Raw genomic sequence first — 16,023 nt, 5'->3', positions numbered from 1 at the left:
TGGAGCGGTACACGAGGCTCGAACTCGTGACCTCGACCTTGGCAAGGTCGCGCTCTACCAACTGAGCTAGTACCGCATCATATTAATTCTAAATTAACCATTTTACAAATTACACTTGGTAATGTAATTAAACCACAAAGTGGTGCCCGAGGCCGGACTTGAACCGGCACGACTTGTTAGTCGAGGGATTTTAAATCCCTTGTGTCTACCAATTCCACCACTCGGGCATCGAGTTTGCTAATTAAAGCGTGTGGAGTAAATTATATGGAGGCGGAACCCGGAGTCGAACCGAGGTAAACGGATTTGCAATCCGGTGCATGGCCACTCTGCCATTCCGCCTAAATGTATCCCAATAATTTGGAGCGGTACACGAGGCTCGAACTCGTGACCTCGACCTTGGCAAGGTCGCGCTCTACCAACTGAGCTAGTACCGCATTTTATTTATCAGTTATTTGAATTAGCACATGATGATTTATGTGAACATTCAGGTAACTGATTAATTACCGTTTTGTTTATCTCGGGGGCTATGCCCTCTCAACACGGACGCATTCTACAGAGATTATTAAACGCGTCAATACAAAAAATGCTAGTTTTGAACTGTTTGCTTGTTTTTTATCTAAAACGGTGCGTTATTATACATTTAGAGTTAATTTTTAGTCAATTCGCCCCATGCTGCACGTAAATATTGCATCATAGAACTCAAGGTTAAAAAGGTCGCAATGTACAGTAGTCCAAAACTTAAATAGTTCATCCACGTATCATATTGCCAAATCAAACCGATAATGGCTAACATTTGTGCAGCCGTCTTTATTTTACCCATATTTGATACAGCTACATTACCACGCTTACCCTGCTCTGCCATCCATTCACGAAGTGCAGATATAATAATTTCACGGCTTATTATAATAAGAGCAGGTATTGTCATATACATTGACTGGTACTGATCAGATAACGCTACAAGTGCAGCACATACCATTACTTTGTCAGCAACAGGATCTAAAAAAGCACCAAAAGGAGTTGATTGCTCAAGCTTTCTTGCCAAATAACCGTCTAATATATCGGTGATCGATGCAAGCCAAAAAATAAAGGCGGCAGCAAAAAAAGCCCAGCTATAAGGCAAATAAAATATCACCAAAAAAACGGGGATAAGAAAAAGTCTAAATGTTGTGAGTGTGTTTGGAATATTCCACATAACTACTTGGATATGTCTTTTTGCTATATTCGCATGTAGGGCTAGCCCTTGTCATGCAAATGGTTAAATATCTTCTCAGCCATGTCAGGGCTGATCCCAGGAACTTTCTTTAACTGTTCTATATTAGCAGCTTTTACACCCTGCATGCCCCCTAAATATTTTAATAATGTTTGGCGACGCTTAGAACCTACTCCATTTATTTCTTCTAGTAGTGATTGTGTACGTTGTTTTTGTCGTTTATTACGATGCCCTGCAATAGCAAAACGGTGAGACTCATCACGTATATGCTGAATCAAATGAAGCGCAGGCGCATCTGAATCCATCGGAATGGTTTTGCGTCCACCGTCAATCAATAGTGTTTCAAGACCGGGTTTACGACTCGTTCCTTTTGCAACACCGACTAATAAAGGCATTTTAGTGTGCGGCCAATTAGAGAAGTACTGTTCAGCGCGTCCTAACTGCCCCTTACCGCCATCAATAAAGATAACGTCTGGAATTTTGTCTTCGTCTACTAACTTGTTATAGCGTTTATTAAGTGCAAATTCCATTGCAGCATAATCATCGCCACCTGTAATACCTGTTACGTTGTAGCGCCTATATTCTTTTGTATTTGGGCCTTGTGAGTCAAATACAACACAACTTGCAACGGTGTTCTCCCCCATGGTGTGGCTTATATCAAAACACTCCATTCGGGTAATATCGTCAAGTCGCAGTGTTGCTTTTAATTGTGCATAACGTTTATTAATAGAGTCTTGGGTACTTTGTTTAACCGCAATACTGTTTAATGCATTTTTATTGGCCAGTTGTAAGTATTGCGCACGCTCACCACGAGTAACCACTTTAAGGATTACTTTGCGCTCACTTATTTGTGTAAGCGCTTCGCCGAGTGCCCCGCTCTCTTCTATTTCAAACGGTAATATGATTTCTTTTGCAATACGCCCTGTTGCTCCTGGCGCTAAATAGTACTGTCCTAAAAATGAAGTCAATATTTCTTGCTCACTCGAATCTTTAGGTACTTTTGGAAAATAGGTTTTACTACCCAGTACTTTATGATCGCGGATCATTAATAAATGAATGCCGTTTAACCCGTTTAAATGCGCAAAACCGACAACATCCATTTCTGCAAAGTTACCAGAAATAGACTGTTGCTCCTGCATTTTACGAAGTAGCATTATTTGGTCGCGAACTTTTGCCGCTAATTCAAAGTTTAATTGCAGGCTGGCTGCTTCCATTTTTTTTATTAAATCAGCAATAACTTCGTGAGATTTACCCGTTAAAAATTTACGAACATAGTCAACTTGCTCACTGTAATCATCATCAGTTACTTTATTTACACATGGAGCTGAGCAACGTTTAAGTTGATATTGCAGACACGGGCGACTTCTTGCGCGGTAATAAGCATCTTCACATTGACGAACAGGAAATATTTTTTGCATTAAGCGCAAGCTTTCAGATACCGCTCCTGCGCTTGGGAAAGGCCCAAAGTACTCACCTTTAATTTTACGACTGCCACGATGAAATGCTAAACGAGGGTGTTTATGGCTAGTTAGTAAAATATAGGGGTACGACTTATCGTCGCGTAATAATATGTTGTACCGAGGCTGATATTTTTTTATTAGATTATTTTCAAGCAGCAGCGCTTCGGTTTCAGTATTGGTGAGGGTGACTTCAATGTTACAAATATTACTCACTAAAACGCGTGTTTTGCTATCGGTAATGTTACTTCTAAAGTAACTGCTCACACGCTTTTTTAGATGCTTTGCTTTACCAACATAAATAACTTGGTTGTCACTATCAAGCATGCGGTATACGCCCGGCTCACTTGATAGCGTTTTGAGAAAATGTACGTGATCGAATTCAGACATAAATTATAGTTAGTACGAAACGTCTATATCAATCATTTTATGACGAATAGCTAAATGGGTAAGCTCAACATCACCACCTACATTTAACTTTTCAAACATACGGTAACGATAGCTATTTACTGTTTTAGAGCTTAGATTTAAGCGTTCAGCTATATTTTGTGCTTTTTCACCTTTGGTGATCATAAGCATAATTTGCAGTTCGCGCTCAGATAAACTCTGAAAAGGGTTTTCATCTGTGCGGCCTGTCACTTGTGCAAGCGCTATCTGCTGTGCAATTTCAGGTGCAATGTAACGCTGACCAGCATGAACACAACGAATGGCACGAACCATTTCGTCAGAGCCTGCACCTTTAGTTAAAAAGCCATGTGCACCAATTTGCATTACCTTGCTCGGAAACGGGTCTTCACAATTAACAGTAAGCACAATAATTTTTACATCTGGGCAGTAACGACAAATCTTTTTAGTCGCTTCTAATCCGCCCATGCCTGGCATATTCATATCCATTAATACTATGTTTGGCGCATGCTGACGACAAAACTGTACAGCCTCTTCGCCAGTTTTAGCTTCGCCAATTACTTTAAACCCTCGTACGTCATCAAGAATACGCTTGATTCCTGTTCGTACAAGTTCATGGTCATCAACTAAAAGTACATTAATCAATGGAACATCCTCACTTACCTAACAACATGCAATTTAATTAAATTAATTTGCCACAGTAACATACATAAAGCGAAACAATAATTAATATTATTGCCTCGCTCTAATAGTTTAAGATGACGATTTTTCGCTAAATCTGTCAACCCATAACGCAATGATACCATCACCCGTTACATTACACGCAGTACCAAAGCTATCTTGTGCTAAATAAAGTGCAATCATTAATGCAACAGCACCTTCATTAAACCCAAGCATACTTGTTAATAAACCAAGCGCCGACATGACTGCACCACCTGGAGCACCCGGTGCTGCGATCATTACTACACCTAACATCATAATAAACGGTAGCATACCCATTAATGAAGGAACTTCCATGCTTGGCGATAAAAACATAACAGCCATTGCACAGGTTACTATAGTGATAGTTGAGCCAGATAAGTGAATAGTCGCGCAAAGTGGCACTGTAAAGTTAGCTACATCTTCTTTAACGTTATTTGCTTTACTTGATTGAAGCGATACTGGAATCGTTGCTGCACTTGACATAGTACCTAACGCTGTAAAGTAAGCTGGTAGCATATTTTTAACTAATTCGATTGGATTACGTTTTAACAATATACCTGTCGCTATATATAAAACGCTTAACCATAACCAATGCATAACAAGCGCTGCAATTAGTACTACACCAAATGTTTGCAACGTATCTACCACAGTGCCTGCCACCGTCATTTCGGCAAATACGCCAGCAATGTAAAATGGTAAAGCTGGAATAATTACTTTCGATAATAACCCGTCCACTACATCACGACCCTGATCAGACACCTTTTTAAGCGTATCAAGTTCTAGTTGGCTCATGCCTATACCAAATACAAAAGCAGTCACTAATGCGGTCATTACACCCATCAGAGGTGGAATTTCTAAATCAATAAAACTACCTATTTCAGTAGCAACTTCTGCTTCAAATGTAATGCCACCACTTAAAAAAGGTATAACAGCACTTACTAATAAAAATGCAAGCGTACCTGCAATAATGGTAGAGCTGTAAGCAAACCCTACTGTTTTACCAAGTAAGTGACCAGACCCTTTTGGTAGGCCAGCAATACCCGATGCAATAAAAAATAAAATGATAAGAGGGATGGTAAAGGAGATAATTTGACCAATCAGCTCTTTTACTGTAAATAAAAGTTCAACACCAGTTATAGGTACATATAGTCCGACTAAGATACCGGCCACAATACCGGCAATTAATTTTAAGATTAACTTCATTGTGATTGCTTAATTGAATTTAGATACGTGTTTTTATCATGTTTTAGACGCATTGTGTGATAAAACTATTCAAGTTACATTCATGTGCGCAAATAACGAACAAATACAGCTTAATCTAGAGCTCTTTTGAACATTTTTTGACTAAACGAGTTTTTACTCTTTAAATCTCAAATTAAGCCCGCACCTACAATAACTAAAGCACCGTTAATAATTGATTTTTATTTCGACTGGTTATAAGCCCAATAAATATATGTTATAGCCAAACTTTACTTTAGTTTTTTTAAACTCACAGTAAAGTGTGTATGTATAGTTAGTAGCAAAGGCTATTAGCACGTTGATCAGATTGTATCCAAAGGAACATTATGTCTACTATTTTTGAAGATAACTCACTAACTATTGGTAATACGCCGCTAGTAAAACTTAACCGTGTTACGGGTGGGAATGTATACGCTAAAGTTGAATCTCGTAATCCAAGCTTTAGTATCAAATGCCGTATTGGTGCATCAATGATTTGGGAAGCTGAAAAGTCAGGTCAGCTTGTTGAAGGTAAAGAACTTATAGAGCCAACATCAGGTAACACTGGTATTGCACTTGCATTTGTTGCAGCTGCACGTGGTTACAAGTTAACGCTTACTATGCCAAACACCATGAGCCTAGAACGTCGCAAGCTATTAAAAGCATTAGGTGCAAATCTAGTACTTACCGACGGTGCTAAAGGTATGAATGGCGCAATTGAAAAAGCAAAAGAAATTCAAGCAACAGCACCTGATAAGTATATTTTATTACAACAATTCGAAAACCCTGCAAATCCTAAAATTCACTTTGAAACAACAGGCCCAGAAATTTACGATGCACTTGACGGCAAAGTAGACTTTTTTGTAGCAGGTGTAGGTACTGGTGGTACTATTACAGGTGTTAGCCGCTACCTTAAAACAGAAAAAGGTTTAAACGTTAAGTCTATTGCTGTTGAGCCAACTAACTCTCCTGTTATTAGCCAAACGCTTGCCGGTGAAGAAATTAAACCTGGCCCTCATAAAATCCAAGGTATTGGTGCAGGCTTTATCCCTGGCAACTTAGATATGGACTTAATTGATGGTGCCGAGCTTGTATCTAACGAAGACGCAATTGCAATGGCGCATCAGTTAATGAAAAAAGAAGGTATTTTAGTCGGTATTTCGTCAGGTGCTGCGGTTGTTGCAGCTAAGCGAATTGCTGAAAAACCTGAAAACGCAGATAAAAATATTGTTGTTATCCTACCTAGTGCAACTGAGCGTTACTTATCAAGCCCAATGTTTGATGAAGAATTTAGTGAGCAAGAGCTAGTACAATAAGTAATTTTAAGATTTTTAAAAGGATGCTTTAGGCATCCTTTTTTATTATTTATTATCCAATTTTCTATTTATTGCCCCCCATACCTTTACATCTTCCTAGATAAACCACACACTTTAAAAAACTAATTAATAATAACTAATATGAAAAAAATCACGAGTTTATTAAGTTTGGTTATCTGTTTATTTTTATCAGCCTGTGGAGACGATACCAAAACACTTGGCGACACTCCTGGCGATACAGCAACCGCTTATTTTGATGCGCTTTATAACCAGCAAGACCTTCAAAAAGCCAGCACCATGGCAACACCCAATCTTACGCGCATAATGAAATCCTACGGCACTGCAAAACAGTTTTCCCGTAACTTAGTAAATATGCAATACGATGAAGTAACCATTGAAGTTGATATGACCAATATGAGCATCCGTGAACAATACGGTGATAACGCCAAAATAAACCTTATTTTTACCGGCTATTTAAATGGTGATAAAATTGACGAAATGCGCAGTGTAAAAATGCTTCGTAAAAAAGGCAAATGGTACATAGATAAAATAGTTGCCGACCCTTACGCTCGTTAAAATAAATGAATTAAACATAAAAAGGCCTTACATTTGTAAGGCCTTTTTCGCTTTAGTTAGTATTTAAAATACTGCGCTACAGCTCCCCTGGTTGAAAATTATCAACTGCAATGGCTTTCTTTCGTAACTTATTAGCGTGATGCATTGCATCAGCATCCGTTTGCTCTAACAACTTATTTTCAAGCGCATAATTTATAGCACCTTCAATATCAAGCGTTGCAGGCACACTGCCCTTACGCTGCCATTGTTTTAGATCTTTAAACTGCGCTTGCATATCATGCATAGCTAAAAATGCGCTTTCCATGACCCCTGTACCTGCATTTTCATCTACATAACATAAATGCGTTAAGCGGTTTCTAAATACACCCGGTTGAGTCATACGCTCACAAATACTTTGTGCAATTTCATCACTTGGTCTGTGGTAATGATTTCCAAGCGGGAATACGATACGTTTAAGGGTAAAATTAACAACCGGATTTGAAAAGTTTTTAAAGAAGCCATTAAACGCTTGGCCAATTTCAAATAATGAGTTCTCAATAGCATATTTTACAAATGGTAAATCAGCTTGTTGGCGCCCTTCGTCTTCATAACGTTTTAAAACAGTTGATGCTAAGTACAAATGACTTAATACATCACCCAAACGTGCCGATATCATTTCTTTTCGTTTAAGCTCACCGCCAAGCATTAACATAGCCACGTCTGTGCAAATAGCTAAGCCTCGGCTCATTCTGCTCAGTTGCTTATAATAAACAGCCGTTTCACCACCTACAGGCGCTTTAGCAAAATAACTACGTGTTAAGCCATGCACAAATGCCATACCTGCATTACTTGCTGCAAATATTATATGGTTCATTAATAAACCATCAAATTGTTCAAGTGCTGCGTCGTCATCTTCCATTGCAGCGGCTTCCATTTCTTTTAAAACAAATGGATGACAGCGTGTTGCACCTTGGCCAAATATCATTAAGTTACGCGTTAAAATATTCGCGCCTTCAACCGTAATTGATACTGGAATACCCATATAGCCATGCGCCAAATAGTTATTAGGCCCTACTTGAATTCCTTTACCTGAATGAATATCCATTGCATCATTCATTACCGTACGACCCATTTCAGTCATATGGTATTTAGCAATCGCTGTTACAACCGACGGGCTTAATTTTAAATCAATCGCACCTGCGGTCATTAATCTGCATGACTCAAGTGTGTAAGTTAAACCACCAATACGCGCAAGTGCCTCTTGCACGCCTTCAAATTGCCCTATAGATACACCAAACTGCTGGCGTACCATGGCATATGCCGATGTCATTTTTGAAGCTAAATGTCCAGTTGCTGCACTCAATGCTGGTAGTGATATACCACGCCCTGCACTTAAACACTCAACAAGCATTCTCCAGCCACGCCCTGCACACTCTTGACCACCAATGATCCAGTCCAGTGGTATAAATACATCTTTACCGTAAGTGGTACCATTCATGAAGGCCATATTAAGCGGATAATGACGCTCACCCGTTTCGACACCCGGATGATCGGTTGGTATTAGAGCACATGTAATGCCTAGCTCTTTCTTATCACCTAATAAAGCATCAGGGTCATACATTTTAAATGCTAAGCCGAGTACAGTAGCCACGGGTGCAAGTGTAATGTAACGCTTTGACCAATTTAAACGCAGGCCCATTACTTTCTCGCCATTATGCTCACCCATACACACCACGCCTGAATCAGGAATACTGCCAGCATCAGAGCCCGCCTCAGGTCCCGTTAATGCAAAACAAGGAACATCTGTACCATTAGCTAAACTTGGCAGCCAACGATCTTGCTGCTCTTTAGTACCATAGTGAAGAAGTAACTCGCCCGGACCTAAGCTATTAGGCACCATAACAGTGACTGCGGCTGTTAAGCTTTTAGTCGAAATTTTTGATACTATCGTTGAATTAGCAATTGCCGAGAACTCACGACCGCCAAATTTTTCAGGAATGATCAGCGCAAAAAAACCTTCTGTTTTTAGGTAATCCCACACTTCTTTTGGTAAGTCTTTGTCTTTTTGTACAATTTGATAATCATCAAGCATCGCCAATAAGGTTTCTACTTGGTTAGCCATAAATGCGTTTTCTTTATCGCTAAGCTCTGGTTTAGGAAAGCGGTGCAGTTTTTGCCAGTCTGGGTTACCACTAAATAACTCACCATCCCACCAAACATCACCTGCTTCCATCGCCTCTCGCTCTGTTTGCGATAATGGCGGAAGCACCTTTTTGAACATTTTAAACGTAGGACGACTAATCAAGTTTAGGCGAATATCTTTAACCGCAAAAATAACCACCACCACGACCAGCAATATTATAAATATTAACATGCGCACATTCCTTACACATTGAATGAAAATAGTAACTTAATTATGACCCATCTTAATTTAAATACAATCATTGCACGACGAGTCGTGAGCCTTAACGCATTCATTTTATTGTTTTAAACATCACTGCTATTATCAACGTTTTAATAACAATAAATTAAAGGAATAGCATGACCCCCTTTCGATTTAAACTAAGTATGAGCGCCTTAATGGTAGCAAGTACTCTTGCTTTAACGGCCTGCGATGCGCAAGTAACTATAGACACTACCGATTCAGCACACACTAAAAAAGCTGTAACAGCTAAAGATGCAAAAACATTTATAACAAACACAGAAAAAGAACTAAGTGCACTTTATTTAGAATCGAGCCGTGCAGAGTGGATTTACGCAAACTTTATTACTCATGATACGTCGGCTCTATCGGCTGAAGTTAACCGTAAAATGACCGAAACAGTCGTGCGTTTAGCAAATGAAGCTGCAAAATACGACGAACTAGAGCTTGATTACGATGCTCGCCGTAAGCTTGATAAACTAAAACTAGCACTTACACTTCCTGCCCCACAAGACGCTGATAAAACAGCGCAACTTTCACAAATTGTCGCAAAGCTTGGCGGGCTATACGGTAAAGGTAAATACTGTAAAGAAGACGGCACCTGTTTAAGCCTTGGCGACATGACTTCAAAAATGGCCACCAGCCGAGATTACAACGAACTACTTGATTTATGGCAAGGCTGGCGTCAAATATCAAAACCAATGCGCTCACTTTACGAGCAACAAGTAGTACTGACCAACGAAGGTGCAAAGGAGCTTGGTTATGCCGATACGGGCGCTATGTGGCGCAGTAAATACGATATGCCTGCTGATGACTTCAGCACCGAGCTTGATCGTATTTGGGGCCAAGTTAAACCACTGTATAACTCGCTACACTGCCATGTTCGCGCAAAGTTAGGTGAAAAGTACGGCACCGATAAAGTACCTCAAGATCAGCCAATACCAGCGCACTTACTTGGTAATATGTGGGCGCAAGCATGGGGTAATATTTACGATGTAGTTGCACCAGAAAACGCCGATCCGGGTTACGACGTAACCGAGTTATTAGCTCAAAATAATTACGACGAACTTAAAATGGTAAAAGGGGCTGAAAACTTTTTCACCTCAATGGGTTTTGACGCACTACCAGAGACATTTTACGAGCGTTCACTGTTTGTAAAACCAAAAGACAGAGATGTGCAGTGTCATGCATCAGCATGGAATATCGATAGCAAAGACGATTTACGCATTAAAATGTGTATTCAGCGCACAGGCGAAGAGTTTTCAGTTATTCACCATGAATTAGGTCATAACTTTTATCAACGCGCATACAACAAGCAGCCTTTATTTTATCAAGAAAGTGCAAACGATGGTTTTCATGAAGCCATTGGAGACACCATTGCCTTATCGGTTACACCGGGTTACTTAAAAGAAATCGGCTTACTTGAACAAGTACCTGATGAATCTAAAGATATTGGTTTATTAATGAAAATGGCACTTGATAAAGTCGCCTTTGTGCCGTTTAGCTTAATGGTTGATCAGTGGCGCTGGCAGGTATTTTCAGGGGAAGTAGCACCAGAAAATTACAATAAAGCATGGTGGGAACTACGTGAAAAATACCAAGGAGTGCAAGCTCCTATCGCACGTAGCGAAAATGACTTTGATCCGGGTGCTAAGTACCACGTCCCGGGTAACACGCCTTATACTCGTTACTTTTTAGCGCATATTTTACAATTTGAGTTTCATCGCAGCTTATGTGAAATTGCCGGTAACGATAAGGCCATTCATCGCTGCTCTATTTATAACTCAAAAGAAGCAGGGGATAAGCTAAACGCTATGCTTGAAATGGGTTCGTCTCGCCCTTGGCAAGAGGCGCTTGAAACTGTAACAGGTAAGCCGCAAATGGATGCAACAGCAATGCTCGATTACTTTGCACCATTACAAACTTATTTAGATAAACAAAACGAAGGCCGCAACTGCGGCTGGTAAATAGCGCTGAACAAAAAGCCCGCTCAAATGAGCGGGCTTTTTATTCATATTCTAATTTTCTGTTAAATTAGAACTGTAAGCTTACATTTGCAAAGTAAGCATCATAATCAGAATCATCCCAGTTATTGCCGTAACCTGCTTTTAAACCAACATTGTTGTTGAAAAAGTGTTGGCCACCAAGAGTGTAGTCATCATTTTTATTAACTGTAACAAACACCGATGTTGCTTTGCTGAAATAGTAGTTAGATGCTAATTCCCAGTTACTTGAACCGCCATCAACATCTTCAAATTTACCTTCAACAGTCAAGTAGTTACCTTGCTGTAAATCAACAAAGTACTTAGCTGCTACTGCACGGTAATCAAACTCATCATCTGATGTTACTGTGAAGCCGATATAATCAGTGCTGTTTAACTGATGGTTATATGCTAAGTCAAACACAAACTGATTTTCAGCATCTTCTACATCAACAAACGTTGCTTTTAATACAAGGTTTGGATTAAAGAAGTAACCCGCTGAAAGTTCAATTACATCCGTGCTTGAGCCAAAATCACTATCGAAATTATTGTACTGTGCACCTAATACAAAATCTTCTACAAAATACTCACCGCCAACGCTAGTAACATCTCCAAAATCATTATCACTGTATGCACCATAAACATTTGTTTGCTTATTGATGTATTCAAATTGATCGTAAGGACCTAAAGTCGCTTTTGGAGAAAAATAATATGTTGAGTCAACACTTAATGTGTCATCACCATCTACGTCCACATATCCTACATGGCTGATTGATTGGTAAGTATCTGCGGCTATTGCAGTGGTTGCAGCACTTGATAATAAAATGCTCGAAATGATAACGGCTAATTTTTTCATTTTAAATTCCCTATAAATATTACTTTTTATGCCTCAGCTGTCTAGCCAAAGTCGGGGCGCATCCTAACGCTAAAAAAATGAACAAAAACTGAATAAAAGGTCAAATTAAAATCAATGTAATTGTAATAATTTATACGTAAATGTAAATACAAAGTATCCATCAAATCTACAAGACAATATCATGTCATCATTTAAATTTAAAAAATAACAAATACGGTACAAACTGTCGCTAAATTGAACACAACTTAATTATTCGATAAACCTCATCAATATAATTTCCTCTCACTAAATTTTTTTAATTTCTCAAAAAAATTACTCTGTTTAATTCATTATTTCTGTATTTATAATGAAAAATAGGTTTGTGTCAGTGCATATTTTTATCTGTTTTTTCCAATAACCATTGTTTACTAGCAAAAACAACTCCAATACTTACTATTTTATAGCTATTATCATCGACTGCACTTAATAGCTTTAATAACAATTTAGCCATTCATGGCACTCTATTTATAACTTAAAGGAGTTATTTAGATGAGCATAATAAAGGCCGTAATTATGGCTGGTAAAAGTTTATAGTTGAAAGCTCAAACGTTTAAAAACGACAAAGCCCGCTAAATTTAGCGAGCTTTTTAATATTACTTTTGTATTAACTAAGTACGGGACTTAATTAAAACTGAAAACGCATGTTAGCAAAGTACGCATCGTTGTCAGAATCATCAGCGTTGTTTTCGTAACCCACCTTTACACCAATATTTTTATTGATAAAGTGTTGAGCACCAAAGCTATAAGTATCTTGCTTATTGTAGTTAGCAAATACAGATGTTGCTTTTGAGAAGTAGTAGTTAGTTTCTGCTACCCATTGGTTTTGGGCATCATCAATGCTTTCGTATTTACCTTCAAAAGTAAGGTAGTTACCTTGCTGTAAATCAATAAAGTATTTAGCAGCTACTGCACGGTAATCAAAATCGTCGTCTGATGTAAGTGTAACACCTACATAATCAGTGCTGTTTAGCATGTAGTTGTAAGCTAAATCAAATAATGCGTAATCATCGCCGTCTTTGTTTTCAACTAGTGTTACTTTTGCAAGTAAATCAGGGTTGAAAAAGTAACCACCCGTCAGTTTATAAAGCTCACTGTTAGAACCTGAATCAGGGTCTAGGTTTTCGTAAGATGCGCCAACAACAAATTCATTAATGAAGTATTCACCACCAACTGATGTTAAATCGCCAAAGTCGTCATCTGCGTAGCCACCATATACGTTAGTTTGTTTATTGATGTATTCAAACTGATCGTACGGACCTAAAGTTTTTTTAGGAGATAAGTAGTAAATAGAATCTACAGCAACGGTGTCGTTGTTATCGCTATTTTTATAGCTTAGGTTACTAATTGAATTGTAGCTGTCTGCAGCAGCCGCAGTGCTAGATAATAAAATGCTCGAAATAATAACTGCTAATTTTTTCATTGTAAGACTTCCCTATGTACATTGCTTTTTATGCTCTAGCTGTATTGCTAAAGTCGAGGCACATGCTAACGTTAGGAAACTGAATGAAAACTTAACTAACCAGTTGTATTTATTAAGTTAATTGTAAGGAAGTGTTGTAAACTGTAAAATTAAAGTAGTTGCAACATATAGTCAACAACTACTTAAAACATGTACCGCAGTTTAAAGCGCGTGTTGGCTAATAATACGATAAACATCGTTAATATTATCGCCAGACTTAAACTCTTTACTAATTGGTGTTGGATCTGAGCCAACCCATATTTTTAGCTCGGCATCTAAGTCAAAATGGCCTGCACTTTCTTTACTAAACTTGGTAATTTTAGAGTAAGCAATACTCACCATTTCCATTTTAGAGCCGGTCATACCTTGCTTATCAATTAAGATTAAGCGCTTATTAGTAAAAATAAACATATCACGTACTACTTTATATGCTTTTTCTACTTGCTCGCCGTCAATTAATGTATTGGCGAGGATTTTCTCTAAATCAGAATCGTCAACTTCGCTTGCATTACCCATAAGTCCGCTAAGTAAACCCATTATACTTTCTCCTGTTTAAATATTTGATTCTCTAATGTGTGACCATTAACTAACTGCCTGTACTGCCAGTGTTGTTGATGACAAAAATTAAGTAGTGCAATATCAAGTGGATCGCTCGTTGGTTGATATTCAACAACATATTCTTTATGCTGGCTCATATACACTCGGCTCACCCCTGCAATTGCTTGAAGCTGTTGCTCAACATTTTGATAAGCTTCGCTTAGCATTAATGTATAAAAGTGTTTATCGGTATTATTTGTTTTTGTTTGATGCTCGCTTAGTACGCCTTTATCTAAATGAAGCACCTGTGAGCATAGTCGCTCAAGCTCAGTTAAATCGTGAGAGCTTAAAATAAATGTAGCCTGCTCACTTAATTCAGATACTAGCTCACGTACTTCTCTGGCATGAATCGGATCAAGCCCTGCGGTTGCTTCATCAAGCATTACAATTTGTGGTGCGCCAATAAGTGCTTGCGCTATCGTAACGCGCTTGCGCATGCCGTGCGATAAGTCCCCCGCACGCTGCTTTGCAATTTCTTTTAAGCCAACCAAGTCAAGTACACGTAGCGCCTCAGTTTGGCTTTGCTTAGCACCCATACCTTGCAGTTTTGCATAAAAAGCGAGTTGCTTGTCTATATTAAAACGAGGGTCAAGTTGTGCATCTTGTGGTAATGCACTTACTTTATTAAATAAAGCAGCGCTCCCTGGCTTATGCCCTAATATTTCAAGGCTGCCTTTACTTGGCGCTATATAGCCGCACAACAAACTAAATAAGGTGGTTTTACCCGCACCATTTGGCCCAACAAGCGCCACTGGCGCACCTTTATTAATCTCAAAGTCCACATTATTAAGCGCAAGTTTTGCACCATACGATTTACTCAAACCGCTGGCTGTAATTAATGGTCTCATAGTGAGCTCCTTGCAAAAATACGTTGAGCAACGCTTAGTAACACCGCTGTTTGCACAAGGGGAATAGCCACAGCGATTAATAATGGTAAATTTTGCCCCGCTAATAACTCTATTTGCACACCCGGAAATAAATAATCAAGCAAGCCTAATGCGGGTATTTGCCATTGCAATATACCAACTACAATACCGCCTGCTGCAAAATATAAAATTGCCAATACAATAGATAAACGCGATGAGCGAGCAAAGGTATTTATTAACGTCATAAGTGCTACAAATGGACACAGAGTAATCACTAATATTAAAAATATAGAAAGCGCACGGGCAAAACCACCAGCCAGTAAACTTGGATCTCTAAACCCTAGTACAGCAAGCGTAGCCACAAGAGTAATGCCCACTAAGCAGGCTAATACCGCTAATTGTCCTAAAAAACGACCAAACAGTATTTCAAAGCGAGTGGAGCGCAGTGATAAAAACCTTAGTGTGCCGCGCTCTCTATCGCCTACCGTTTGGTCGCTACAAATAAATAAACCAAAAACGGGAAAGCTATACAGGGCTATTAACCAGTACATAGCAAATTCGGCCTCAGGCCAATCCAATAATTTACTTAAACCAATAGAACCTGATATATCACGGGCTATTTGCTCAAAATCGGGCGCACTTACAATGCCTACTGCCTGCCCTATTGGGTAGCGCAGTATTATTAGCCACACCAATGCAAAGGCAGCTAATGCAATAAGTCCACGTTTAGTTAAAAACATACGTACAAGCTCAAATCCCGCTATTTGCGTTAATCGCCCTACGTTTATCGGTAATGGTGTTGCCATTGACTATCCTTAATGACTTTTTATTTTCTGTGTATTTATCCACACTAAGTGTAAACACCTTGAATTACCAGCAAAAAAAAGCTCACCTATAGTGAGCTTTGTAACAATACATTTAAATGTAACAACATAAATT

The 16,023-nt window shown here is 38.9% G+C and carries 13 protein-coding genes and 4 tRNA genes; 3 read left to right on the top strand and 14 right to left on the bottom strand.

Features of this window, described 5'->3' with window-relative positions; all coding sequences use genetic code 11:
* From I6E85_RS18850 to I6E85_RS18815, 8 genes are all read right to left on the bottom strand, one after another.
* A tRNA-Gly gene (locus tag I6E85_RS18850) sits at positions 1-76 on the bottom strand.
* 64 nt (positions 77-140) lie between these two features.
* Positions 141-227: transfer RNA gene (locus I6E85_RS18845), tRNA-Leu, on the bottom strand.
* A gap of 38 nt (positions 228-265) precedes the next feature.
* Positions 266-339: transfer RNA gene (locus I6E85_RS18840), tRNA-Cys, on the bottom strand.
* Positions 340-358: 19 nt separating this feature from the next.
* Positions 359-434 (bottom strand) — tRNA-Gly (locus tag I6E85_RS18835).
* A 212-nt stretch (positions 435-646) separates the two neighbouring features.
* Complete coding sequence (pgsA, locus tag I6E85_RS18830) at positions 647-1,192, bottom strand: CDP-diacylglycerol--glycerol-3-phosphate 3-phosphatidyltransferase (RefSeq protein ID WP_032827134.1); 546 nt, start codon at positions 1,190-1,192, stop codon at positions 647-649.
* 41 nt (positions 1,193-1,233) lie between these two features.
* On the bottom strand, positions 1,234-3,057 hold the full coding sequence (uvrC, locus tag I6E85_RS18825) for an excinuclease ABC subunit UvrC (RefSeq protein ID WP_021032122.1): 1,824 nt from the start codon (positions 3,055-3,057) through the stop codon (positions 1,234-1,236).
* A gap of 9 nt (positions 3,058-3,066) precedes the next feature.
* A complete protein-coding gene (gene uvrY / locus I6E85_RS18820; protein ID WP_002963136.1) occupies positions 3,067-3,717 on the bottom strand; it encodes a UvrY/SirA/GacA family response regulator transcription factor in 651 nt (216 codons plus the stop codon).
* A gap of 108 nt (positions 3,718-3,825) precedes the next feature.
* The gene (locus I6E85_RS18815) at positions 3,826-4,977 is read right to left on the bottom strand and encodes a dicarboxylate/amino acid:cation symporter (protein ID WP_007587010.1); all 1,152 of its coding nucleotides are present in this window, start codon (positions 4,975-4,977) and stop codon (positions 3,826-3,828) included.
* A 362-nt stretch (positions 4,978-5,339) separates the two neighbouring features.
* Between I6E85_RS18815 and cysK the strand changes: the two genes are divergently transcribed.
* Positions 5,340-6,308, top strand: coding sequence for a cysteine synthase A (gene cysK / locus I6E85_RS18810; RefSeq protein WP_024608071.1), 969 nt, complete (start codon positions 5,340-5,342; stop codon positions 6,306-6,308).
* A gap of 141 nt (positions 6,309-6,449) precedes the next feature.
* Complete coding sequence (locus I6E85_RS18805; protein WP_007587009.1) at positions 6,450-6,884, top strand: hypothetical protein; 435 nt, start codon at positions 6,450-6,452, stop codon at positions 6,882-6,884.
* A 76-nt stretch (positions 6,885-6,960) separates the two neighbouring features.
* Here I6E85_RS18805 and I6E85_RS18800 read toward each other — a convergent pair whose 3' ends face one another.
* Positions 6,961-9,237 (bottom strand): acyl-CoA dehydrogenase, encoded by a 2,277-nt coding sequence (locus I6E85_RS18800; protein WP_024591299.1) that lies wholly within the window; start codon positions 9,235-9,237, stop codon positions 6,961-6,963.
* A gap of 167 nt (positions 9,238-9,404) precedes the next feature.
* Here I6E85_RS18800 and I6E85_RS18795 point away from each other — a divergent pair, with 167 nt between their 5' ends.
* Positions 9,405-11,252: a M2 family metallopeptidase gene (locus I6E85_RS18795; RefSeq protein ID WP_101162849.1), complete on the top strand. Its 1,848-nt coding sequence runs from the start codon at positions 9,405-9,407 to the stop codon at positions 11,250-11,252.
* 67 nt (positions 11,253-11,319) lie between these two features.
* On the opposite strand, the gene I6E85_RS18790 is transcribed toward I6E85_RS18795, so the two are convergent.
* The 5 genes from I6E85_RS18790 to I6E85_RS18770 all read right to left on the bottom strand — a co-directional run bounded on the left by I6E85_RS18790 (position 11,320) and on the right by I6E85_RS18770 (position 15,890).
* Positions 11,320-12,123, bottom strand: coding sequence for a putative porin (locus I6E85_RS18790; RefSeq protein ID WP_197237244.1), 804 nt, complete (start codon positions 12,121-12,123; stop codon positions 11,320-11,322).
* A gap of 664 nt (positions 12,124-12,787) precedes the next feature.
* Entirely contained in the window at positions 12,788-13,582 is a 795-nt protein-coding gene (locus I6E85_RS18785; RefSeq protein ID WP_024591302.1) for a putative porin, read from the bottom strand.
* Between the two features lie 201 nt (positions 13,583-13,783).
* On the bottom strand, positions 13,784-14,158 hold the full coding sequence (locus I6E85_RS18780; protein ID WP_007377979.1) for a PH domain-containing protein: 375 nt from the start codon (positions 14,156-14,158) through the stop codon (positions 13,784-13,786).
* Positions 14,158-15,066 carry an ABC transporter ATP-binding protein gene (locus I6E85_RS18775; RefSeq protein WP_007377980.1) on the bottom strand — a complete coding sequence of 303 codons (909 nt, stop codon included), beginning with the start codon at positions 15,064-15,066 and terminating at the stop codon, positions 14,158-14,160. Before I6E85_RS18775 ends, I6E85_RS18780 begins: the two co-directional genes overlap by 1 nt.
* On the bottom strand, positions 15,063-15,890 hold the full coding sequence (locus tag I6E85_RS18770; protein ID WP_197237243.1) for an ABC transporter permease: 828 nt from the start codon (positions 15,888-15,890) through the stop codon (positions 15,063-15,065). Before I6E85_RS18770 ends, I6E85_RS18775 begins: the two co-directional genes overlap by 4 nt.
* Positions 15,891-16,023 lie beyond the last annotated feature (133 nt).

Source organism: Pseudoalteromonas sp. NZS71, from assembly GCF_015864715.1.
Taxonomy (GTDB): domain Bacteria; phylum Pseudomonadota; class Gammaproteobacteria; order Enterobacterales; family Alteromonadaceae; genus Pseudoalteromonas; species Pseudoalteromonas arctica.
The sequence above is the reverse complement of the archived record's forward strand: the minus strand, read 5'-3'. Positions and strand labels throughout refer to the sequence as shown.